General features: G+C 64.2%; 19 protein-coding genes and 3 pseudogenes. 8 read left to right on the forward strand and 14 right to left on the reverse strand.

Annotation, left to right across the window (positions count from 1 at the left end; all coding sequences use genetic code 11):
- Positions 1–194 (forward strand): annotated as a pseudogene (locus IGW04_RS23290) (hypothetical protein); the annotation flags it as partial.
- 302 nt (positions 195–496) lie between these two features.
- On the opposite strand, the gene mdoH reads toward IGW04_RS23290, so the two are convergent.
- Together mdoH and IGW04_RS23300 are read right to left on the reverse strand one after the other, a co-directional pair.
- Complete coding sequence (gene mdoH, locus IGW04_RS23295) at positions 497–3,028, reverse strand: glucans biosynthesis glucosyltransferase MdoH (protein WP_194715495.1); 2,532 nt, start codon at positions 3,026–3,028, stop codon at positions 497–499.
- The gene (locus tag IGW04_RS23300; RefSeq protein WP_194715496.1) at positions 3,028–4,572 is read right to left on the reverse strand and encodes a glucan biosynthesis protein G; all 1,545 of its coding nucleotides are present in this window, start codon (positions 4,570–4,572) and stop codon (positions 3,028–3,030) included. Before IGW04_RS23300 ends, mdoH begins: the two co-directional genes overlap by 1 nt.
- A gap of 625 nt (positions 4,573–5,197) precedes the next feature.
- On the opposite strand from IGW04_RS23300, the gene IGW04_RS23305 reads away from it, so the two are divergent.
- The gene (locus IGW04_RS23305) at positions 5,198–5,434 is read left to right on the forward strand and encodes a hypothetical protein (RefSeq protein WP_194715497.1); all 237 of its coding nucleotides are present in this window, start codon (positions 5,198–5,200) and stop codon (positions 5,432–5,434) included.
- Positions 5,435–5,850: 416 nt separating this feature from the next.
- Here IGW04_RS23305 and IGW04_RS23310 read toward each other — a convergent pair.
- Positions 5,851–5,952, reverse strand: a pseudogene (locus IGW04_RS23310) (ABC transporter permease); the annotation flags it as partial.
- A 590-nt stretch (positions 5,953–6,542) separates the two neighbouring features.
- Here IGW04_RS23310 and IGW04_RS23315 point away from each other — a divergent pair.
- Genes IGW04_RS23315 through IGW04_RS23335 form a run of 5 tightly spaced genes read left to right on the forward strand, consistent with a single transcriptional unit; the run spans position 6,543 to position 11,079 of the window.
- Positions 6,543–7,796, forward strand: a complete 1,254-nt coding sequence (locus IGW04_RS23315) for a cytochrome-c peroxidase (RefSeq protein WP_194715498.1) — start codon at positions 6,543–6,545, stop codon at positions 7,794–7,796.
- A gap of 22 nt (positions 7,797–7,818) precedes the next feature.
- A complete protein-coding gene (locus tag IGW04_RS23320; RefSeq protein WP_228527347.1) occupies positions 7,819–9,228 on the forward strand; it encodes a porin family protein in 1,410 nt (469 codons plus the stop codon).
- Positions 9,229–9,239: 11 nt separating this feature from the next.
- The gene (locus tag IGW04_RS23325; RefSeq protein WP_194715499.1) at positions 9,240–9,779 is read left to right on the forward strand and encodes an FMN-binding protein; all 540 of its coding nucleotides are present in this window, start codon (positions 9,240–9,242) and stop codon (positions 9,777–9,779) included.
- Positions 9,776–10,603, forward strand: coding sequence for an FAD:protein FMN transferase (locus IGW04_RS23330; protein ID WP_194715500.1), 828 nt, complete (start codon positions 9,776–9,778; stop codon positions 10,601–10,603). Before IGW04_RS23325 ends, IGW04_RS23330 begins: the two co-directional genes overlap by 4 nt.
- Positions 10,600–11,079, forward strand: a complete 480-nt coding sequence (locus IGW04_RS23335) for a DUF4405 domain-containing protein (RefSeq protein WP_194715501.1) — start codon at positions 10,600–10,602, stop codon at positions 11,077–11,079. Before IGW04_RS23330 ends, IGW04_RS23335 begins: the two co-directional genes overlap by 4 nt.
- A 193-nt stretch (positions 11,080–11,272) precedes the next feature.
- Here the strand turns inward: IGW04_RS23335 and IGW04_RS23340 are convergent, their stop codons facing one another.
- The 3 genes from IGW04_RS23340 to IGW04_RS23350 all read right to left on the reverse strand — a co-directional run bounded on the left by IGW04_RS23340 (position 11,273) and on the right by IGW04_RS23350 (position 12,592).
- The gene (locus IGW04_RS23340; RefSeq protein WP_267253714.1) at positions 11,273–11,566 is read right to left on the reverse strand and encodes a DoxX family protein; all 294 of its coding nucleotides are present in this window, start codon (positions 11,564–11,566) and stop codon (positions 11,273–11,275) included.
- Positions 11,567–11,833: 267 nt separating this feature from the next.
- Positions 11,834–12,094 carry a hypothetical protein gene (locus IGW04_RS23345; protein WP_194715502.1) on the reverse strand — a complete coding sequence of 87 codons (261 nt, stop codon included), beginning with the start codon at positions 12,092–12,094 and terminating at the stop codon, positions 11,834–11,836.
- Positions 12,095–12,322: 228 nt separating this feature from the next.
- Positions 12,323–12,592, reverse strand: a complete 270-nt coding sequence (locus tag IGW04_RS23350; protein WP_194715503.1) for a hypothetical protein — start codon at positions 12,590–12,592, stop codon at positions 12,323–12,325.
- A gap of 150 nt (positions 12,593–12,742) precedes the next feature.
- Between IGW04_RS23350 and IGW04_RS23355 the strand changes: the two genes are divergently transcribed.
- Complete coding sequence (locus IGW04_RS23355) at positions 12,743–13,084, forward strand: amidohydrolase family protein (RefSeq protein ID WP_194715504.1); 342 nt, start codon at positions 12,743–12,745, stop codon at positions 13,082–13,084.
- Positions 13,085–13,376: 292 nt separating this feature from the next.
- Here the strand turns inward: IGW04_RS23355 and IGW04_RS23360 are convergent, their stop codons facing one another.
- From IGW04_RS23360 to IGW04_RS23395, 8 genes and pseudogenes are all read right to left on the reverse strand, one after another.
- Positions 13,377–14,009, reverse strand: a complete 633-nt coding sequence (locus IGW04_RS23360) for a TIGR04282 family arsenosugar biosynthesis glycosyltransferase (RefSeq protein ID WP_194715505.1) — start codon at positions 14,007–14,009, stop codon at positions 13,377–13,379.
- Positions 14,006–14,689 carry a TIGR04283 family arsenosugar biosynthesis glycosyltransferase gene (locus IGW04_RS23365; protein WP_194715506.1) on the reverse strand — a complete coding sequence of 228 codons (684 nt, stop codon included), beginning with the start codon at positions 14,687–14,689 and terminating at the stop codon, positions 14,006–14,008. The genes IGW04_RS23360 and IGW04_RS23365 overlap by 4 nt, the downstream gene beginning before the upstream one ends.
- Before the next feature lie 17 nt (positions 14,690–14,706).
- Entirely contained in the window at positions 14,707–16,857 is a 2,151-nt protein-coding gene (locus tag IGW04_RS23370; RefSeq protein ID WP_194715507.1) for an FAD-dependent oxidoreductase, read from the reverse strand.
- Between the two features lie 52 nt (positions 16,858–16,909).
- Positions 16,910–17,944 carry a hypothetical protein gene (locus IGW04_RS23375; RefSeq protein WP_228527348.1) on the reverse strand — a complete coding sequence of 345 codons (1,035 nt, stop codon included), beginning with the start codon at positions 17,942–17,944 and terminating at the stop codon, positions 16,910–16,912.
- On the reverse strand, positions 17,890–18,849 hold the full coding sequence (arsS, locus tag IGW04_RS23380) for an arsenosugar biosynthesis radical SAM (seleno)protein ArsS (RefSeq protein WP_194715508.1): 960 nt from the start codon (positions 18,847–18,849) through the stop codon (positions 17,890–17,892). The genes IGW04_RS23375 and arsS overlap by 55 nt, the downstream gene beginning before the upstream one ends.
- Positions 18,850–18,929: 80 nt before the next feature.
- Positions 18,930–19,805 (reverse strand): PhnE/PtxC family ABC transporter permease, encoded by an 876-nt coding sequence (locus IGW04_RS23385; RefSeq protein WP_194715509.1) that lies wholly within the window; start codon positions 19,803–19,805, stop codon positions 18,930–18,932.
- On the reverse strand, positions 19,802–20,674 hold the full coding sequence (locus tag IGW04_RS23390) for a phosphate/phosphite/phosphonate ABC transporter substrate-binding protein (RefSeq protein WP_194715510.1): 873 nt from the start codon (positions 20,672–20,674) through the stop codon (positions 19,802–19,804). Before IGW04_RS23390 ends, IGW04_RS23385 begins: the two co-directional genes overlap by 4 nt.
- A gap of 446 nt (positions 20,675–21,120) precedes the next feature.
- Positions 21,121–21,314, reverse strand: a pseudogene (locus tag IGW04_RS23395) (hypothetical protein); the annotation flags it as partial.

Consider the following 21,314-nt stretch of genomic DNA (forward strand, 5'->3'; position numbering starts at 1 on the left):
TGACGCCGGATCAGCGTCATCGTGGCCAGGCGGACCAGCTGCTGGCCCATCGCAAGGCGGTCTATCAAGCCGCCCGGGCCGCCAAGCCGCAGCGCTGGGCAGGCGCCGTGCGCCATTGGGATCTTGACGAGGTGGTGTATCTGAACCCCGAGCGAAAGGAGGCTTTGCCGGCCGCGATGCCACGTGCTGCATGACTAATTTGGCGACAACTACCTTGACACATACCGCTTCGCCAAAAAAAGTAACCAAAAAAAGGCGACCCGGTGATCGCGCCCCGCTGCGCGGGGTGCCCGTGCCAGCGATACCCGGAGCGGGGCGCGGCTAAACTCGCCAAGCTGCGCTTGGCTCAGACAGACGCCGCACCTTTTCCCGCTCCGGGCACCGCTGACACGGCGCGCTCAACGGGATTTCACTGCCACTTCAAAAGCAACTGCAACTGCAACTGCAACTGCAACTGCCGCTGCCGCCTAAAAGGCCATCAGCCGCGGCCACGCTTTTATTCAGCCCCCGTCATCGCGGCCCGCCATCCGGGATGCACGCCATCGCCGCTCCACAAGGCCAGGTGCAGCCGCGACAGCAGCCGCGGATCGTTCAGCAGCGACCACTTCTCGACCTCGGACAATTGCGCCGGGTCGGAATGCAATACCTTTTGCAGCATGCGCTCGCGCTTTTCGGAAAGCCGCCTGACCGCATCCCGCGGCCGCACGCTGGCGCAGGCCAGCGCATTGACCAGCGGGTCCACCGCCGCCTCGATGAAGCCGGGCTGCCCGGGCGTGGCCGCCGCATGCGCCCTGGCGTCCACCAGCTCGCGCGGCGGCTGCGCCTCTTCCGGAATGACGAACAGCTTCATGCGGCGCAGCAGCCGGCCCAGCGACACCCGCGACGACAGCACCGAGATCGGGATCGACAGCACCAGCGCGCCCGCGATCGGCAGCAGCCAGGGCAGATAGGACGGGTCGAGCAGGTAGACGCCGCCGCCCCACACCAGGCCCAGCAGCGTATGCATGCCATGCTTCCTGACGCCTTCGTCCCAGTGGGTTTCGGAGTCCTGGCGCGGCGGCGACTTCCAGGTCATTTCCAGGCCCAGGAAGGCGGCCGTCACGAAACGGCTGTGGAACAGCATGCGCACCGGCGCCAGCAGCATCGAGAAGATCAGCTCGATCAGCATGCTGATGGCCACGCGGATGCGGCCGCCATAGCCGCGCGCGCCCTGCAGCCAGATCAGCAAGACGCTCAGGATCTTGGGCAGGAACAGCAGCAGCGCGGTGGCGCCGAACAGCGCCAGCGCCTTTTCCGGATGCCATTGCGGCCAGATCGGAAACAGCTGGCGCGGCTCGACGAAATATTGCGGCTCGGTCAGCGCATGCCAGGCCAGGAGACCCGTGGAAAGCACCAGGAACATGAACCACAAGGGCGCGGAGATATAGGCCATCACGCCGGTGACGAACACGGCCCGGTGCACCGGATGCATGCCGCGCGCGGCGAACAGCCGGAAGTTCATCAGGTTGCCGTGGCACCAGCGACGGTCGCGCTTCAATTCATCCAGCAGGTTGGGCGGCATTTCCTCGTAGCTGCCGTCGAGGTCGTAGGCGATCCAGACGCCCCAGCCGGCGCGCCGCATCAGCGCCGCCTCGACGAAGTCGTGCGACAGGATCTCGCCGGCCAGCGAGCCTTCGCCCGGCAGCGGCGCCAGCGCGCAGTGGCGCACGAAGGGATCGAGCCGGATGATGGCGTTGTGGCCCCAGTAATGCGACTCGCCGAGCTGCCAGTAATGCAGGCCGGCGGTGAACAGCGGGCCATAGACGCGGGTGGAAAACTGCTGGATGCGGGCATACAGCGTGTCGCGGCCGGCCGCGCGCGGCGCGGTCTGGATGATGCCGGCGCTGGGCTGGCTTTCCATCAGGCGCACCAGCGTGGTCAGGCATTCGCCGCTCATCACGCTGTCGGCGTCGAGCACGATCATGTAGCGGTAATCCCTGGCCCAGCGGCGGCAGAAGTCGTCGATGTTGCCGCTCTTGCGCTTGACGCGGCGAAAGCGCCGGCGATAGAAGATCTTGCCGAAGCCGCCGACCGCCTTGCACAAGCGCGACCAGGCCGCCACCTCGGCGGCGCAGGTGTCGCTCTGGTAGCTGTCGCTCAATACGAAGAAATCGAAACGGTCGAGTTCGCCGGTGCGCTGCACCGATTCGAAGGTGGCGCGCAGGCCGGCGAACACCGCCGTCACATCCTCATTGCAGATCGGCATCACGATGGCGGTACGGGCATTGGCCGCGATCGGCGTGCGGTCCGCCGCATTGCGCGATATCAGGTAGCGGTCGCTGCCACGCAGCAGCACCAGGAAACCGGTCATCGCGGTCCAGAAGCCGGCCGAGACCCAGCAGAACAGCACCGCGAAAAAGGCCATCGTCACCATTTCCATAGGCCGCGTGCCCTGGTAAGGCAATACCCGCGACATGAACCAGGTGGCAAGCGCCGTCTGCGACAGCATCAAAAGCAGCAGCACGCCGCGCCGCAGGCTGCCGTGCGGCTGCCGTTCCGCGCTGGCATCCGGCGCGTTGCCGCCGGCCTGCGGCGAATCCGCCGGCCATGGCTCGCGGGTGCGGGTGGGACGCCGCAGGGCCCAGTCGCGCGGCCGGCGCAGCACCGACTCGCTCCAGCGGGTGATGGCATTCAGGGTGCCCCACGGGTGCGGCGTCATCGAGACGCGGTTCAGCGGCGGCATGCTGTGCAGGCGGGCATGGCCGTTGTCGGCCGGCGCGGTCTCGGGCGCGGCGTCGGCCAGCGCCAGGCGCGCCGCCACCGAGCCATAGGCCGGCTCGGTTGGCTGCGCGGCATCATGCGCCAGCGCATGATGCAGGCTGGCCATGGCGTCCTTCTCGGTCGCGTCGGGATCCAGCGCCATGCGCGCCTGGACCGCGGCGCGCTGCTCGGGCGTCAGGCCGAGGCGGTCGAGGTAGTGCCCGACGGTGGCGGCCGCCTGCGAGGCGGGGGAGTTGGGGGAGACGGGCAATCCTTCGTTTGCGCGCATCAGTCCGGGCTCAGTATGTAGCTCCACGTTTCCGACAGAGTGAGGTTGTTGTTACGCAGGAAGCCGCGCAGCTCGACCGGCTTGGACGTGTCGTTGCGGCTCATTCTCATCGTCATGCGCCATCCGCCAGTGACATCGTTGTGGATGGTATTGGTTTCCAGCAGCTTGCCATTGCTGTCGACGCTGATCACCGCCTCCGGCTTCGCATCGGCCGGCAGCTTGGACAGGCTCGGGCCTTCGAAGTCGACCGACAGGGTGATGCTGTCGTCGGTGCGACGCGGATAGCCCTGGCCGCGGCGCGTCTGCGTCACCCAGGCCATGGGTGGCTTGCGTTCCTTTTCCTTCTGCCATAGCAGGCGGTATTCAAAGTCGAACGGCGCGCCGGGCTTGGGCGGCGCATCCGGCACCCAGTACGCCACGATGTTGTCATTGGTTTCGTCCGGGGTGGGAATCTGCACCAGTTCCACCCGGCCCGATCCCCACTTGCCCTTCGGTTCGACCCAGCCGCTGGGCCGCAGTTCAAAGCGCGACTCCAGGTCTTCGTAGCTGGTGTATTCGCGGTCGCGCTGCATCAGGCCGAAACCGCCCGGGTTGGACAGCGAATAGGACGTCACCAGCAGCTTCTTCGGATTCGACAGCGGCCGCCAGATCCATTCGCCGGTGCCGGACTGCACCGACAGGCCGTCGGAGTCATGCACTTCCGGCCGGTAATCTTCCTGCGGGGAACGCTGGTTCTCGCCGGAGAAGAACATCGATGTCAATGGCGCCAGGCCAACCTTGGTGATGTTTTCGCGCGCGAACAGGCGCGACTTCACATCGATGGCGGTATCGACGCCGGGGCGCAGCAGGAAACGGTAGGCGCCGGTCATGCGGCGCGAATTGAGCAGCGCATAGATCACCAGTTCCTTCGCGCCCGGCTCGGGGCGTTCGATCCAGAACTCGGTGAACAGGGGAAATTCCTCGCCGGAATTAAGCGCGGTATCCAGCGCCAGGCCGCGGGCCGACAGACCGTAGCGCTGGTCCTTGCCGACCGCGCGAAAATAGCTGGCGCCGAGAAACACCAGCACCTCATCCTTGTACTTGGGCGTATTGACCGGGTAATGCACCCGGAAGCCGGCGAAATCCAGCCCGTTCAGGTCCTTGGGATTGATCTTGTTGGCGCCATAGTTGAATGCCTGGGGATCGAACTTGATCGGCCGCACCGCCTTGCCGGCGACTTCATTGATGCGCACCGGCGTGTCGAAGATGCGGCCGGGGTGAAAGAAGGCCAGCTCGAACGGCAGCTTGGCGTCGCGCCAGTACGCCTTGTCGGGATTGAAGCGGATGTCGCGGTACTGGTCGTAGGTCAGGTCCTGCAGCGACTTCGGCAGTTCGCTCTTGGGACGCTTGTAGGGCGAGGCGGCCAGCGTCCTGGCCTGGGCCGCGACATCCTCGAAATTGAATGCCCAGGCACTGCCCGGCAGGGCCAGCGCCAATGCCGCGACGGCTGCCGGCAGCAGCGATGCAAGAGGAGAGAAAAGGGAAAACAGCTTGTTGCCAGGCATGGCGCTCCTATCTGATGTTGCCCAGCGCGCCGGTGCTCGTAACCAACGCGCAATATTGTTAAATTCGGAACGGGCAGTACTTTGCCAATCTGGAGGGAATTTGTCGAGCCGGGACGGGAGGGAAGAATCGCGGTGCTTCATGCTAATGGATTCTTGAGACCCAGGCAGAGCTCGACAGTTCCATCCGCGCCGGCCGCGCTGCGGCGCCGTGAAATTACACCATCTCGGCGTCCCAGCGTCAGCCGCCGTTGTCCGGCTTCCGCTCTGGCGCCATCTGACGACATGGCTGCCTGGCGGAAAAAACAGCCCGGCGGCCAAAGGCGCCGGGCTCAAATCCCGTACAGGTTCAGGCTACGGGAAGCGGAGGAAACCTCCGCTGTCGGAACCTGCATCGTAGCCCAGACTGAAACATTGACTGTGAGATAAATCACAGAACATGCAATATTTGCAATGTCATTTTCATTTGTGATATCTGTTATGAATCTAGGCCTAAAAACCTGGAAAAATAAACAATAATTAGACACAGAAATCACTATACCTGATAGTAGTTATGGTCACTTGAAATTGGAATACCACTATTACCGTCCATATACTCCTTCCATACAGAAATTTTCAGGAGTAAATCATGTCTTCGATCGCCCTTCCCCAACATTCCAGCGATAACGGCCTGAGCTATGGCGCCAATGTCGGCCGCGCTTTCCGTTCGCTGCTGGCTGCCCTGCTGGCAGTGAAGCCGTCCGAGCAAGCGGCTCCGGCCAGGAAACTGCGCGACCAGCTGGCGCTGTTCCGCCTGGCACGCGACTACGAGGCGCTGTCGCCCAACCTGGCTGCGGAACTGCGCTTCATCGCCGCACGCGGCTGAGCCCTGCCGCAAGGAACGCATCATGACCGCCATGGACATCAGGCTGCTTCTCGCCGGCGGCGTCGCCATCGTCACGCTGATCGCCGCGGTATCGATGGTGCTGGCGATGAGCCGGCGCCATGACCGGCACGGACAAGTTTGAAACCTTGCGCACTATGATCGCTCCGCGCGGATACGAAGCGCGCCATAACCTTCTCCCGTAGGGCGGAATACCCCGCAGGGGCATTCCGCCACCGCTGGATACACCAAACCGGCCGGTTCGATTATTCCGGTGTGCGACGCCGGCGCAATGCCCTTCGGGGTATTGCACGCTGCCAAGGATGCCCGCTTCGAGGCGGCGTATTGGCGTAGGGCGGAATACCCCGCAGGGGCATTCCGCCATCGTTCGATACACCAAACCGGCCGGGACACTTCTGTCAATGCGCACCCCGATGCGCCCACCCCGTGGTCCGCTTTTCCACCACCGAAAACAATTCATGCATCGCCATTGCGCCGATCACCATCAGGCCGGCAAAACTTACGAAGACCTCCATCGACGGCTCATCGCCAGCGCGCCTAAGGCGATCGCCACCAATGCAATGCTGCCCGGTTTCGGCCCCTGGCCGCTGGCCGCATGCGACAAAAAGCCCCGAAAGTCGGCGACGAATCAATGGGTTAGCATCAAAGATTTTGAGAGGAGATCTGAACTGTAAAATTTTTTGGCAGTTGCTTTTTCCCATGAATTGCGGCGGCGCCGGATCCGCTGCCGGGCCTTTGTTTCCTCCGCGATCTTTCTTTTCATATGCTGGAGAACAGGACGCTATTAATGCCATGCCTTGGACCAGCGTACACACGCGGCAGGTTTCCGGCCAGTCGGACCTTGCCCGTTGGGAGGCCATCCTCACGACGCCTCAGGCAACTGAACACGCGTGCACCCGCAAAGGCGCCGTAGCAGCAAACCCGTGCGACAGAGCGAACTGATTGCGAAGGCGCTGAGAGTAAAATATAATCATTCTCATTTAGATTTCCAACCTCAGGCAACTTTCCATCTTCTGCAGCGTGTGCTCGATACATCCGGACTGATAGGGAGAACGAACGGTCGAGAGCATCCGGAGCCCATAAAAACCATATGCGCAGCATTGCCCCTTTTCATTCGCAGGCCCGTGCCACGCCGTCCGCCCTGCGCGCCCTGGCGCTCGCTCTTGTGGCTTCCCTTGCCGCCTGCGGCGGTGGCGGCGCTTCCGACAGCGCCTCCGTCACCGGCACCCAGAATGCATCCGTTCAAACCGCATCCATTCAGCTCAGTCAGGTTGCGTTGCTTGGACAAAAAATTTTCAGTGATGCCTCCTTATCTGCCAGCGGCCGGCAATCTTGCGCGAGCTGCCATGATCCAGCCAGCGCGCATGCAGCACCCAATGACCTGGCGGTGCAACTGGGCGGACCCGACCTCACCACCCAGGGCTTTCGCGCCGTGCCTTCGCTGCGCTACCTGAACAGCACGCCATCCTTCTTCTTTGCCGACGATGGCACGCCTACTGGCGGCTTCAATCATGACGGTCGCGCGAGAACGCTGGCAGAGCAAGGGCAACGCCCCTTCCTTGCACCACATGAAATGGCCAACGCGAGCAAGGCCGATGTCGTCGGCAAGGTCAGGCAAGCTGCCTATGCCGAGGAACTGCGAGCGGCATTTGGCGCCGCCATTTTCGACGATGCCGATGCCGCCTTCGACCGCATCACTTTCGCTCTGCAGCAGTTCCAGAAGGAAGATCCGGCGTTCCACCCCTTCAGCTCGAAATATGACCGCTTCCTCGCCGGCAAGGCGCAGCCCTCCGATGCCGAAATGCGCGGCTTGGCACTTTTCAACAATCCGGCCAAGGGCAATTGCGCTGCCTGCCATCCGAGCGCGAAAAGCGCCGACGGCGCATTCCCTCTGTTTACGGACTTCAGCTATGACAGCCTCGGTGTACCACGCAACGCCGCCATTGCCGCCACCGCCGACCCGACCTATTTCGACATGGGTCTGTGCGGCCCAGACCGCACTGACCTGACCGCGCACCAGGACCTCTGCGGCGCATTCAAGGTGCCAACGCTGCGCAACGTCGCCACCCGCAAGACATTCTTCCACAACGGCGCCTTCACCACGCTCCGGGACGTGCTGCGCTTCTACGTACGCCGTGACACCAATCCCGAGGAGTGGTACCCGGTTGCGGCCGATGGCACCGCGGACAAGTTCAACGACCTTCCGGTCGCGCTGCGAGGAAATGTGAATACCAGCGAAGCGCCGTACAACCGCAAGCCAGGCATGGCGCCTGCGCTTTCGGATGCGGAGATCGACGACTTGCTGCGTTTCCTGGGCACGCTCAACGACGATGACCATTCCTGACCACGCTCTTTCAAACAAAAAAATGATGAAGAAAATCTTGCTGGCGCAAGCCATCGTCACGTCCCTTGCCATTGCCCCCGCCGCCCATGCCGATGAAGCGGCGCTGATGAAGCGTATTGACCAGCTTGCCGCAGAACTGGAAAAGGTCAAGGCTGAACTATCAGCCACCAGGCAGAAAGCCGACGCGGTAGAGCAGCGCCAGCAGGCCGCCACCTCGGTTACCGCTTCAACCCCGGCAACCGCGGCAACCACGTCCGCGGCGTCGGCGCCTTCCGCGCAGCCGATGCCGACGCCGGTCGCGGCCGCGCCGACCGCGGTTTTGACCAGTCCGGCCTTACCCGTCGGCAGTACTTATCCCGGCATCGAGGCGCCGGAACGGCCACGCACCGTGTTTTCTGCCTATGGCGAGATCAACTACAACCGTCCGACACGCAATGCAGGCGGGGCGCAGGTGGATGTGCGGCGCACGGTGCTCGGCTTTGAGCATCGTTTCGACGAGCGGACCAAGGTAGTGACCGAACTCGAATGGGAACATGCGATCGCTTCGGCTGGCGACCGGGGCGAGGCCGCGGTCGAGCAGGTTTACGTCGAACGCGAATTTGGTACCGGATTGCGTGCCAAGGCCGGCCTTTTCCTGGTGCCGGCAGGTCTCTTGAACCAGAACCACGAGCCGACCGCGTACTACGGCGTGGAGCGCAACTTCGTCGAGACCGCCATCATTCCAACCACCTGGCGCGAAGCCGGCCTCGGCGTCGGCAAGACGCTGGACAACGGGCTGACGCTGGAAGGCGGCCTGACCACCGGCTTCGATCTGAACAAGTGGGACGCCAGCTCCAGCGAGGGCCGGGAGTCGCCACTGGGCAGCATCCACCAGGAAGGCCAGTTTGCCAAGGCGCGCAATCTGGCGGGATATGGCGCTGCCAACTGGCGCGGCGTACCGGGCCTGCTCATCGGCGGCTCCGTGTTCACCGGCACCGCTGGCCATGCGACTCCGGATTTCGCGGCCAACAATGCCCGTGTCACGCTGTGGGATCTGCATGCGCGCTATAACCCGGGTCGCTGGGATCTGTCGGCGCTTTATGCACGAGGCACCATCAGCAATACCGAAGCGCTCAATCTCACTTTTGTCGGCAACCCGTCACCGGTGCCTTCATCCTTCTATGGCTGGTATGGCCAGGCGGCCTATCGTCTGTGGAAGCAGGGCGATTACGCGCTCTTCCCCTTCGTCCGCTATGAGCGCTTCAATACCGCGAAAACCTTTGCGGCAATCCCCGCTGGCCTGGGCGTGGCCAATGCACCGGATGAACGTGTGGTTACCGTTGGCGCGAATCTGCGCGTCGGTAGTGGTGTAGTGTTGAAAGCGGATTATCAAAAATTTGCGGAAGACAAGAGCCGCGACCGCGTCAATCTTGGCGTTGGCTTTTCTTTCTGAAGGGTAGTGACATGAAAGCTCTGCAATGGACCGTCGTCGCCACCGGCCTGGTGGCGGCTACTTCCAGCGCATTCGCCACGCAGTACCTGACGGCGCAGCAGGCGCAGGCGCTGATTTTCCCGCAGGCAGGCGCTTTCAAGGAAGCGAACCTGCAGCTGACCGCCGAGCAAATGCACGCGATTGAATCGTTGTCTGGCCTTCCGGCACGTTCCGCGGCCTGGCGCGTCATCTCCGCGTGGCAGGGCGATAAGCTGCTCGGCTACATGGTGCTGGATGATGTCATCGGCAAGTTCGAGCTGATTTCGTATGCGGTCGGACTGGCCCCGGACGCCACCGTGATGCAGGTCGAAATATTGGCCTACCGTGAAAGCCATGGCTTTGAAATCCGCAATGCAGCCTGGCGCAAGCAATTCGTTGGCAAGACTGCGGCCGACAAGGTGGCGGTGGGCGACAACATTGCCAACATCAGCGGCGCCACGCTGTCCTCCACCCATGTCACCGACGGCGTGCGCCGCGTCGTTGCCATGGCCCAGGTAGCATTGAAAAAATGATGCGGCGCGCGCAGCCCTGGCTTGGCACCTTGGTCGAGGTCACCGTCGCCGACGAGACCTCCAGCGAACCGGCCATGCGCGCAGCCTTCGACGTGGTCGCCGAGGTGCACCACCTGATGAGCTTTCATGACGAGGCGAGCGACATTGCGCGCCTCAACCGCGCTGGCATCGGTGAACAGATTGAAGTGCATCCACGGACGGCAGATGTGTTGGCCGTGGCGTTAGCCGTGGCGGTTGAAAGCGAAGGACTTTTCAATCCATTCTGCGCGCCGAGGCTGGTGGCATGGGAACAACTGCCGGCGCCGGCTTCGGCGGGACCAGCGCCGGACTGGCGTGCTCGCGGCGATGCGCTGGCGCTCGACGGTACCAGGGTCCGCAAGAATTCGCCGTCATGGATAGACCTGGGAGGCATTGCAAAGGGTTATGCCGTGGATGCTGCCGTGGACATGCTGCGTGGCCATGGCGTGCGCGCGGGCTGTGTCAACGCCGGCGGCGATCTGCGGGCTTTTGGCGACATCGACTGGCCGGTGCTGCTGCGTGATGCGCGTCGTCCCGAGCTTGCCGCCTGGTCGACCCAACTGCGCGACAGTGCGCTTGCAACCTCGGCCACGTATTTTTCGCGCAGGAACAATAACGGCGAAACTACAAGCGCGCTGGTGCATGGCACGAACGGGACGCCGCTTCTCACCGAGGCGAGCATTTCGGTTGCGGCGCCGACCTGCATGCTGGCCGATGCGCTGACCAAGGTCGTCGCCGCCAGCGGTGACGACCATCATCCGCTGCTCGCCAGATATGGCGCGAGCGCCTTCGTTGCCACGCCATGAAGCGGCGGCGCGACGTCCCCCATGTCAACCTGCGCATCGAGCGCTGGCACAGGCGGTTGGTATACGGTGTGGTGCTGCTATTGACTGGCAGTGGCATCGCCTGGCTGCTTGCGCATTATTTCATGCGTCGCTTCGGCGAATTCGGTGAAACGATCCATCCGCTCGAACCCCTGTCAATGAAGCTGCATGGCGCAGCGGCAATGGCGATGCTGTTCATCGCTGGTAGCGTCATGAACAGCCATATTCGGCGAGCGCTTCGCGCCGGCCGCAATCTGATGCAGGGATGGTTGCTGCTGGTTTCGCTTGTGCTGCTGACGCTGAGCGGCTACGGCCTGTGGTACCTGACCAGTGAAGAGAGCCGGATAGTGTGGTCAATGACCCACTGGATCATTGGATTAGGTTTCCCCGCGCTGCTGGTCTGGCATATCGTGCATGGAAAGCACTTGCGGCAGCTGGCTTCGCAGCATATGACATAGGCGTATTCCGCGCGATATCAGCCTTCTTGGAAAAGCATGCCTGTTCAATCAGCAATGGTGGCGTGCGGGTACGGTGGTTTTCTATACAGGCCATGCACGACGATGCGGAGGGAGGACGTCGTCGCTGACCACTCTGGCTTCCATGCCAGGCAGGCCGCGATCGCAAGACGCTTTGCCATCATAAAATCCGACGTCAGTTCCAGTTGCCAGTGTTGCCACCCAGGCTATGCCGGCCAGCGCCAAGCAGTGCCGCGGCAATAGCGCTGGCAAGGTAGAAACCCTGCAGTACGAGTGCCCAGCCACCGGTCTGCGAGATGGTGAAGAACTGGCCGGTATGCACCAGCAGGAGCGCCACAACCATATTGATGACAACGAAGATTGCTGCAGCGCGGGTCCAGATTCCCAGCAGGATAAGCAGTGGCGCAAGCACTTCGCGAATGTAGACAAGATAGCCAAGCGCCGGCGGCAGCCCAATTGTCGCAAGCATGCTAGCGCATTTCCAGCCTGACTGGCATCCACCGGCCAAGCAGGATTGCCTTTGGAAGAGTCGCCCGAGGGTTAGTAGGGGGCAATACCCGAAGGGCATTGCACCGCGGCCGCATACCGCAAAGACCATCTCAAGGACCTATGCTGGTCCACGCATGGTGGAATGCCCCTTCGGGGTATTCCACCATGCAGCATCAGGGGTATGTGCAGGATGCAGGTTGCGCCGCGCCTAAACCTGCGGCATGAGGCTAGTCTGGCCAAATTCGCTCTAGAGATGGACCCGATGCCGCCCATGATCTTGGACATCCCATGGAAAAGGCAGCAGGATAGCCGGTGCCGCACGCAACACGAGCTTGCCAATGTCATCGGTGGAAGCAGCGACGGCGGTAGACGAAAAGCCATTGGCCGTGGATGGATAGACGGTTTGCATGATGCATTTTTCTTGAAATGTATAGAGGTTGAGTTTGTTGCTGCCGTGTCCGGACGCTGTGCAAATCGGGCTGGCCGGCATGCTTACTGTTGCAGGCATGTTCTGAAATCATCGCGCATGAAATGATTCAGTTCGTGGCCAGCTGATGGGCTTGTTGAGGTTGGCACGATCCCGGGCTGTTGGAAAGGTGCCGGTGTCATTGCCCATCGGATTGCGCATTGGACGCTTATTCCAGCGGCCTGAAGCTGCAGCATCGCCATGGTCAAATAGAATCCGGGCATGTGCCCATGCCCGGACGGTCACCACACGCTACTGGCGAAAGGTGATTTACTCGATGTCAACGCCTCCAAGCTCAAGAAATGGCCTGATGACTACCTTGTCATCAGCTGAAAGATTGTCTTCATAGACGCTCTTCAATGCATCCTTTTTGGACTTGCCATCTTTCCGGTACTGGTCATACCACCCTTTGGAAGCTGTGATGATCTGACCTAGAGTATGCGCACCCCCCACGACATCGTCCAGTTGCGCCTCGGACAGCAAGTTCAGGTCAAGTAGATCAGCTAATTCTCCACTACTGCTTTGCTCATGTTCAGCCATTTGTATTACCTCCCTTTAAAAAGAATGAACAGATTTTTGGTTCCGAATGTCGTCGTCATGTTCCATGACCAGCGCATTTTTTAAATGAGCAACCACGCATGGCGGAAAACTTGCCCTGTCCTGACTCTCTAATGCCTATACCAACCCTCCATGACCGTGGACTCTGCCCTGATTTCCAGCGCCCACCGCATTCTCACCGGCCGCACCGACGATGGCGGCCACGCGGCCGGCCCCGATATCCGCATCGTCAATGGCCGCATCCATGCCATCGGCAAGCAGGCGCCGCTACCCGGCGAAAGCGTGCTCGACGCGACCGTCTGCGGCATGGTGGCCGACCATCACTATCTGTATCACCCCGACATGCCTTACGACAGCTCTGCGATCCTGTTCGAGGAAGCCGAGGCGCTGGGCCTGCGTTTCGTGCTGCGCCGCGGCGGCGTGACGGTGTCGATCGGCGTCGACGGCGCCGCATTGAATGAAGAGCCGACATGATCTCGGAAACCATGCCGCCCGGGGTCATAAGAAATCCTGCTGGAGCGCATCACGCCAGACATGCCTCAATCCGGCCAGGGCGTTTTTCCGGAGCCAGGATCATGGCGCACCATGCGAAAATTTACTGGCCATTCAAAATAACGGCATCCGCTTTAGTAGGGTGCAATACCCGAAGGGCATTGCACCGTTGGTTGCAAACCGGGATGGCAATGGAGGGCGACTTCCTTGATTGACCAATGGTGCAATGCCCCTGCGGGGTATTGCACCCTGCGACAATGTCGACGAAGTCCAGTCAGTACTGGTCAAGCAGCGTCCGCGCCCGCAGATAATCCGCCGGCGTATCCACGTCCCACAGTACCGGCATTTCATGCCAGTCGCGTGCCTGCTGCCAACCGGCTTCCCGCAAGCGCTGCCTGGTCTGCGCCATCACCTGCGCGGTGCTCCAGGCCACCTCGCTGAAACAGCGTGGCGCCAGCCCGCCACGTCGCGCACCGACCAGCACATAACCGCCGTCCTCGGCTGGCGTGAACACCATGCGCGCCGCATCCAGCGCCAACGCTGCCGACTGCAGCGCCCCGGCATCGAAAGCCGGACAGTCGGTGCCGATCAGCAGCGCCTTGCGATGCGTGGCAAGAACGGTTCGCAGGCAATGCGCCATGCGCAGGCCAAGATCGCCGTCCGACTGCGGCAGGCAGGGCACGCCAAAGTGACTGGCGCATTCCTGCAGAAAGGGATGCGCGATATCACCGGCGCACCAGAGGGAGACCTGCGCATCCGGCACCGCGCAGGCCGTGCCCAGCGTGCGCCAGGTCATCTGCCGCTGCACGCGGGCCGCGCCCTCAGCGCCCAGCAGGGGAATCAGCCGCGTCTTGGCCATGCCGGGCACCGGCGCGCGGGTGAAGATGGCGATATGCAGATCGTTCATGCCTGCTTGCGGTAGCCATACTGCTGCGCCAGCCGCTGCGGGTCCGCACCCAGGAAGTAAGCCAGGCGCAGCCGCCACATCAGCAGGATCGTGCGCCAGATGCCATGCTTTTCCCATCGGCGGGCGGAGGTCAGCACCCGCTGGCGCAGGCAGGCCGGCCGGGCCAGCCGCCGCGCGCGCTTGCAGAAGGCAATGTCTTCCATCAGCGCCAGTTGCGGAAAGCCGCCGGCCTCCTGATAGAAAGCGCGGCGCATGAAGATGGCCTGATCGCCGGTGGCGATCGCCGTCAGCCTGGAACGCCAATTCATCATGGCTGCAATGACCCGGAACATCGGATGCGTACCATCCAGCGCCACATCGAAGCGCCCCCATTGCCGGCTGCGCAATGCCGCCCCGATCAGTTCATCGGCGTCGGGCGGCAACAGCGTATCGGCATGCAGGAACAGCAGCGCATCGCCGGCTGCCGCCAGCGCGCCGGCATGCATCTGGCTGGCGCGTCCGCGCGGCGCCGTGATGACTTGATCCGCATGCGGGCCCGCCAGCGCCTTGGTGGCGTCGCTGCTGCCGCCATCGACCACCACCAGTTGCGCGCCGCGCGCGCGCAGAGGCGCCAGGCGCAACAACAGCGGCTCGATGCCGGCTGCTTCATTCAACACCGGGATGATGATGGACAGGCGCATCCTCTGCCTCCTTCCCGTCAGCCGCGCTGCCACGCATGGAAGCGCTGCACCCAGCCCAGCAGCCGCTCGGGCGCATGGGCACGCTTCCAGTTGCCGGCGGCGTACTTGTTGGCTTCGGCCAGGGTGGGATAGATATGGATGGTGCCCAGCAGCTTGTTCATGCCCAGGCCATGTTTCATCGCCAGCACGAATTCGGCGATCAGGTCGCCGGCATGTTCGCCGACGATGGTGGCGCCCAGTATCTTGTCCTTGCCGGGCACCGTCAGCACCTTCACCCAGCCATGGGCGACGCCGTCGGCGATGGCGCGGTCGAGGTCGTCGATGCCGTAGCGGGTGACCTCAAAGGCGATGCCCTTCTCCTTCGCTTCCTGTTCGTTCAGCCCGACCCGCGCCACTTCGGGTTCGATGAAGGTAGCCCAGGGAATCACGGAGTAGTCGGCGCGGAAGCGCCGGAAGCGGCCGAACAGGCCATTGACCGCGGCATACCAGGCCTGGTGCGCGGCCACATGGGTGAACTGGTAAGGCCCCGCCACGTCGCCGGCAGCGAGGATGTTGGGATACAGCGTCTGCAGGTAGTCGTCGGTCTCGACGGTGCGTGCGGCCGTCACCGGGATGCCCAGTTCTTCCAGGCCATAGCCGGCGGTATTGGCAACGCGGCCGAGCGCGCAGATCACCACGTCGAAGCCGATGCGCAGTTCGCCGCCGGCATGGCGGGCGACCAGCATCTTCTCCCCGCCCTCGGTCTCGAAACGTTCCACCTTGTGCCCGGTCAGCACCCGTATGCCTTCGGCACGAAAGCGATTGGCCACCAGTTCGGATACATCGGCGTCTTCCCGCGCCATCAGGCGGCCGGCCATCTCGACCTGGGTCACGTCCGACCCCAGCCGGGCAAAGGCCTGCGCCAGCTCGCAGCCTATCGGCCCACCGCCCAGCACCAGCAGGCGGCGCGGCAGTTCGTTCAGTTCCCACAGGGTGTCGGACGTCAGGCAGCCGACCTGGTCCAGGCCGGGAATCGGCGGCACGAACGGACGGGCGCCGGCGGCAATCACGATGCTGCGCGTGGTGAGGCGCCGCATGGCGCCGTCCGCCTGCCTCACCTCGACTTCGAATGGCGAGACGATGCGCGCCTCGCCGATCACGGGCTCCACCCCCAGGCCGGCATAGCGCTCGACCGAGTCATGCGGCTCGATGTCCGCGATTACCCGCCGCACCCGCGCCATCACCGCGGCGAAATCCACGCGGGCATCGGCGCCGGCCAGGCCGTAGTCGCCGGCATGCCGGATCTGCGACATCAGGCGGGCGCTCTTGATCAATGCCTTGGAGGGCACGCAGCCGGTGTTGAGGCAGTCGCCGCCCATGCGGTGCTTCTCCACCAGCGCCACCCTGGCCTTGACCGCGCTGGCGATATAGGCCGACACCAGCCCGGCCGAGCCGGCGCCGATCACCACCATGTTGTAGTCGACGCGGCGCGGCCTTGGCCAGCGGGCATAGACCCGGCGCGCCTTGTAGGCCGCGATCGCCTTCTTCGCCAGCAGCGGGAAGATGCCCAGAAGCGTGAACGACAGCAGCAGGCCGGGCGACAGGATGCCGCGCAGCGACGTGAGCTGGGCCAGCTGGGTGCCGGCATTCACATAGACCGCGGTGCCGGCCAGCATGCCGACCTGGCTGACCCAGTAGAAGGTGCGCGCCGGCAGCGCGGTCAGGCCCATCAGCAGGTTGATCAGGAAGAATGGAAACAGCGGCACCAGGCGCAGCGTGAACAGGTAGAAGGCGCCGTCGCGGGCAATGCCCTGGTCGATGGCCCTGGCGCGCTCGCCGAAGCGGCGCTTGACGGCATCGCGCAGCAGGAAGCGCGCCGCAAGAAAGGCCAGCGTGGCGCCGATGGTGGAGGCGAAGGATACGATCAGCAGGCCCAGCCAGAAGCCGAACACGGCGCCCGCGCCCAGCGTCAGGATGGCCGCGCCGGGAATCGACAGCGCGGTGGCCGCGGTATAGATGGCAAAGAACAGCGCCGCGCTGCGCCCCGGATGCAGCGCGGCATAGGCCGACAGCGCTTCCTGCCGCGCCTTCAGCGCCTCCAGGCTCAGGTAGCGGCCCAGGTCAAAGGCAAGGAAGGCGGCGATCGCGGCGGCGACCAGGAGGAGCAGCAACAGGCGTCTGGTTTTCATCGGGGTGCGGGTGAGGTTGGCGGCCTGCCCTGCTGCGGCAGGGGGGTGTGGCTCATCGGTAGGCATCGCGCGGGCGGTACGCGGGCCCCTGCTCGATGCGCCGGAAATAGGAAAGATGGGCCGGCGAACCCGGCGGCCAGTCGGCCAGGAAGCGGGCGCGCCAGCCCTCATGGTCGTAACCCACCGCCAGCGCGGCCACATGCAGCATGCGGCCCGCCACCGGCCAGGCCGCTTCATGCAGCACGGGCAGCGAGGCCGGCGCCGGCTTGGAGGCGATGCGGCTGATCACGCCGTGCCGCGCGCCCTCGAAGTTGGGCATGCCGGCCGCGCCATTGTTGATCACGGCATGCGTGCGGCCGCCGGCATCGAAGCGGCGCAAGGCCGGCAGGCAGGTATGGCTGCTGGCGAAGACGTCGATGCCGGACTGGCCGAACTGTCGCAGCAGCGCCTCGCGCTGGCCGGCATCGTCCAGGCTGCTCTGCGCGAAGCCCCAGCCGGCCAGCGCCTGCGCATCGCCATGCACGATGCCGATGCGCGCGCCCGCCACCTGCGCCACCGCATGCATGGCCAAGGCGCCCATCAGCAGGCGCTGATCCGGATGGCGCATCGCCGTGGCGCGCAGGCGCAGCAGGATCTGGTTGGAGCGTTCGACCTCGTCGTCGCCGACATCGTCCGGATAGCCGCAGCCGCAGCCAAAGCCGGCGTCATCGGCGGCCAGTTCGGTTTCCACATTGCCGCGCAGCGCGATATGGCGCAGCACCCGGCGCTGGATGTCCGCGAATGCGGCATCGCTGGCGTCGAACCAGTGGAAGTCGCCATTGAAGGCCAGCGTTGGCGGCGCCTGCGTTTGCTGCGCCTCCAGCGCCGCCATCGCCTCGATCGCGTCCAGCGCCTCGGGGTTGCCGTACAGGCCGCCGATCACGTACAGCGTGTCGCAGGCGAAGTCCGGCGCCCGACGGAACACGCCGGCGCCATAGCCATAACTGGCCGGGCAGCTGCGGCCCGCAACGCTGGCAAGGTCGTTCGGCGCGATCACGCCAGTGCGCCGCCGCAGCTGCTGCCGGCGCCGGCGGTGCAGGCCCAGCAATGGTCCGCCACCGCCACCCGCCTGCCCTGCAGTCCGCCTTCGAGCATGTCGGCCAGGTGCATGCGGCGGCTGCCGTCGTGCCGCATCGGCATGCCCAGCATCTGGTTGAAGTCGCAGTCGTACAGGTAGCCCTGGTAGTCCACCGACACCAGAGAGCGGCACATCACCTGCTTCAGGTTGGCGTCCTGGTGGGACTCGCGCAGCAGCTGCATGTAGCCATTGAACTGGCCCTTGGACAGCAGCATGCTGCCGAAGCGCTGGATCGGCATGTTGGTGATGGTGAAGAGCTGGTTGAAGCGGACGCCGAACTGCTCGCCGAGGAAGCGGTCGTAATCGGCTTTCAGGCGTGCCTGCGGCGGCGGCAGCGACGGGCCCTGCGGGTTGTAGACCAGGTGAAGCTGCAGCGCCGGATTGATGCCATAGCCCAGCGTATTGAGCAGCTGCAGCATGCGGATGCTGGTTTCGAAGGTGCCGCGGCCGCGCTGGCGGTCGACATTGTCTTCCAGGTAGCAGGGCAGCGAGGCCACGATCTGCACGTGCTGGTCGGCCAGGAAGCGTGCCATGTCTTCATAGCCGGGCTCGGCGAGGATGGTCAGGTTGCAGCGGTCCATCACCGTCACGCCGAGCGCGCGCGCCGATTCGGCCAGGTAGCGGAAATGCGGATTCATCTCCGGCGCGCCGCCGGTCAGGTCGAGCGTGGCGATGCCGCCGCGGCGCAGCACGTCCAGCACCTGCTCCACGGTGGCGCGGTCCATCTGCTCGGTGCGGTTGGGGCCGGCGTTGACGTGGCAATGCACGCAGGTCTGGTTGCAGGTGTAGCCCAGGTTGACCTGGAGCGTGTCCGGCTGCCGGCGCTGGATGGCGGGGAAGTCGGTGTCGACCAGCAGGGGGAAAGTAGCGCGCATGGAAAGTTGTCCGGAGAAAAACGAGTGCAAAGCATAAACCGAAACCGGCTTGCACGTTGCAGGCCCCGCGGCGGATAAGCTCAGTGACGCAGCGCCAGTTCGGCCCTGACCCGCCGGCTGACCCGGTCGAACACCGTGACCAGCAGCACGATGGCCAGCAGCAGCGTCGCCAGCCGTCCCCACTGGAACAGCGACACCGCTTCCGACACCAGCAGCCCGAGGCCGCCGACGCCGATCAGGCCCAGCACGGTGGAGTCGCGCACATTGAATTCCCAGATATACAGGTGGATCGCCAGCGCCTGCGGCAGCATGGTGCGCGGCAGCGCATGGACCAGGGTCTGCAGCGGCGTCATGCCCAGCACCAGGCCGGCGTCGATCAGGCGCCGGTCGATGCTCTCGATCGCATCCGCATACAGCTTGCCGTAGCTGCCGAAGGAATGAAAGGCGATGGCCAGGATGCCGGCCATCGGTCCCAGCCCGATGATGCCCACCAGCAGCAGGCCGAACACCAATGCATGGATCGCCCGCGCCGCATCGAGCAGCAGCCGCGCCGGCGCCGCCAGCCAGCGCGGCGCCAGCATGTTGCGGGCAGCCAGCACGCCGAACGGCAGCGCGGCCAGCGCGGCGGCCAGCGAGCCCAGCGTAGCCACCTTGATCGTGGTCCACGTCGCTTCCAGCAGGCCCAGCAGATAGGCCCGTTCCAGCGCCCGCCTGTCCTCGGTGCGCACCACCCGCCCGGCGTCATCGCGGTAGACGAACGCGCGCTCGCCCAGCCAGGCGTCGACCAGGCTGGGCCGCGACAGTTCATGCAGCGTGCGCGTCAGGTTCTGCCACGGCTTGCGGCCGAACTGGAAGTCGCCGGCGCGCACGAAGCTGGCCACGCTGGCGGCGATCAGCAGGCCGTACAGCAGCGCGAACAGCCACAGCCGCGCCGGGCGGCGGCTGGCCAGGGTCATGGGCGCGGCTGCAGCTTGCCGGTGGCCAGGCCGGCGTCGCGGATCGGCTTGTACAGCGCATCGTCGCTGGCCACGAAACCGGTGTAATGCGCCGGCAGCAGGCCGGGGCTGGCCTTCGCCGCCGCGCCGGCCTGTTCCAGCGCCGCCTTCAGCCTGGCCACCAGGGCCTTGTCGCGCGCCAGGTCGGCGCTGACGGCGAAGGCGTCATTGGGCAGCGGCGCCGAGGTCCAGATGATCTTGCTGTCGGCAGCCTTTATCAGGCCCTGCTCGATCATGGCGTTGCGGTTGCGGTCGTAGTCGGCGCCGGCATCGAGTTCGCCGCGGGTCACCTGCGTTTCGATCGCCTGATGTTTGGTATAGACCACCTTGCCGAAGAATTTTTCCGGGTCCGGGATGCCCATGGTCAGGAACTGGTAGGTCGGGATCAGGTAGCCCGAGGTGGAACCCTTGTCACCGAAGGCGAAGTGCTTGCCCTTGAGGTCAGCCAGGGTCTGGATGCCACTGTCGGGCCGCGTCACGATCAGCGCATGATAGGTCGGCTTGCCGTCGTAGAGGATGGTAGCCACCGCCTGCGCGCCGGCATTGCGGTTGGCCAGCACATACCCCCACGGCCCCAGCAGCGCGATGTCGGTCTCGCCGCTGGCCAGCGACTTGGCCAGTCCTTCCCAGCTATCGACGGTACGCAGCTGCACCTTGCGGCCCAGCTTCGCTGCCAGATAGTCGGCCAGCGGCCGGTAGGTAGCGTCATTCTTCTCCCTGTCCGGCTGAAACAGGCCCACGCCGAAGCGCAGCGTATCGTCGGCCAGCACGGGGAGCGACGAAGCCAGCAGCATGACAAGAACGGAACGGCGCAGTGTGGATAGGGTCATGGATTATCTCCATCAGGTCGGTGGGCGGGAGGCGGCATTGTAATCGTCATGGGGGTGTGTCGTATTGGGCCTGGGGGAAATTGAGGAAGCGGGGTTCAGTGGCGATGGTTGCCGTTGCCGTACGCGCAGCGACAGGTGCAGTTGCATTACGCGCAGCGACAGTTGCCGTTGCTTTTGAAGTGGCCCTTGCCGTTGCCGTTGCCGTTGCCGTTTCCGTTGCCGTTGCAGTGAAATCCCGTTGAGCGCGCCGTGTCAGCGGTGCCCGGAGCGGGAAAAGGTGCGGCGTCTGTCTGAGCCAAGCGCAGCTTGGCGAGTTTAGCCGCGCCCCGCTCCGGGTATCGCTGGCACGGGCACCCCGCGCAGCGGGGCGCGATCACCGGGTCGCCTTTTTTTGGTTACTTTTTTTGGCGAAGCGGTATGTGTCAAGGTAGTTGTCGCCAAATTAGTCATGCAGCACGTGGCATCGCGGCCGGCAAAGCCTCCTTTCGCTCGGGGTTCAGATACACCACCTCGTCAAGATCCCAATGGCGCACGGCGCCTGCCCAGCGCTGCGGCTTGGCGGCCCGGGCGGCTTGATAGACCGCCTTGCGATGGGCCAGCAGCTGGTCCGCCTGGCCACGATGACGCTGATCCGGCGTCA

Source organism: Noviherbaspirillum soli, from assembly GCF_015352955.1.
Taxonomy (GTDB): Bacteria; Pseudomonadota; Gammaproteobacteria; order Burkholderiales; family Burkholderiaceae_D; genus Noviherbaspirillum_A; species Noviherbaspirillum_A soli.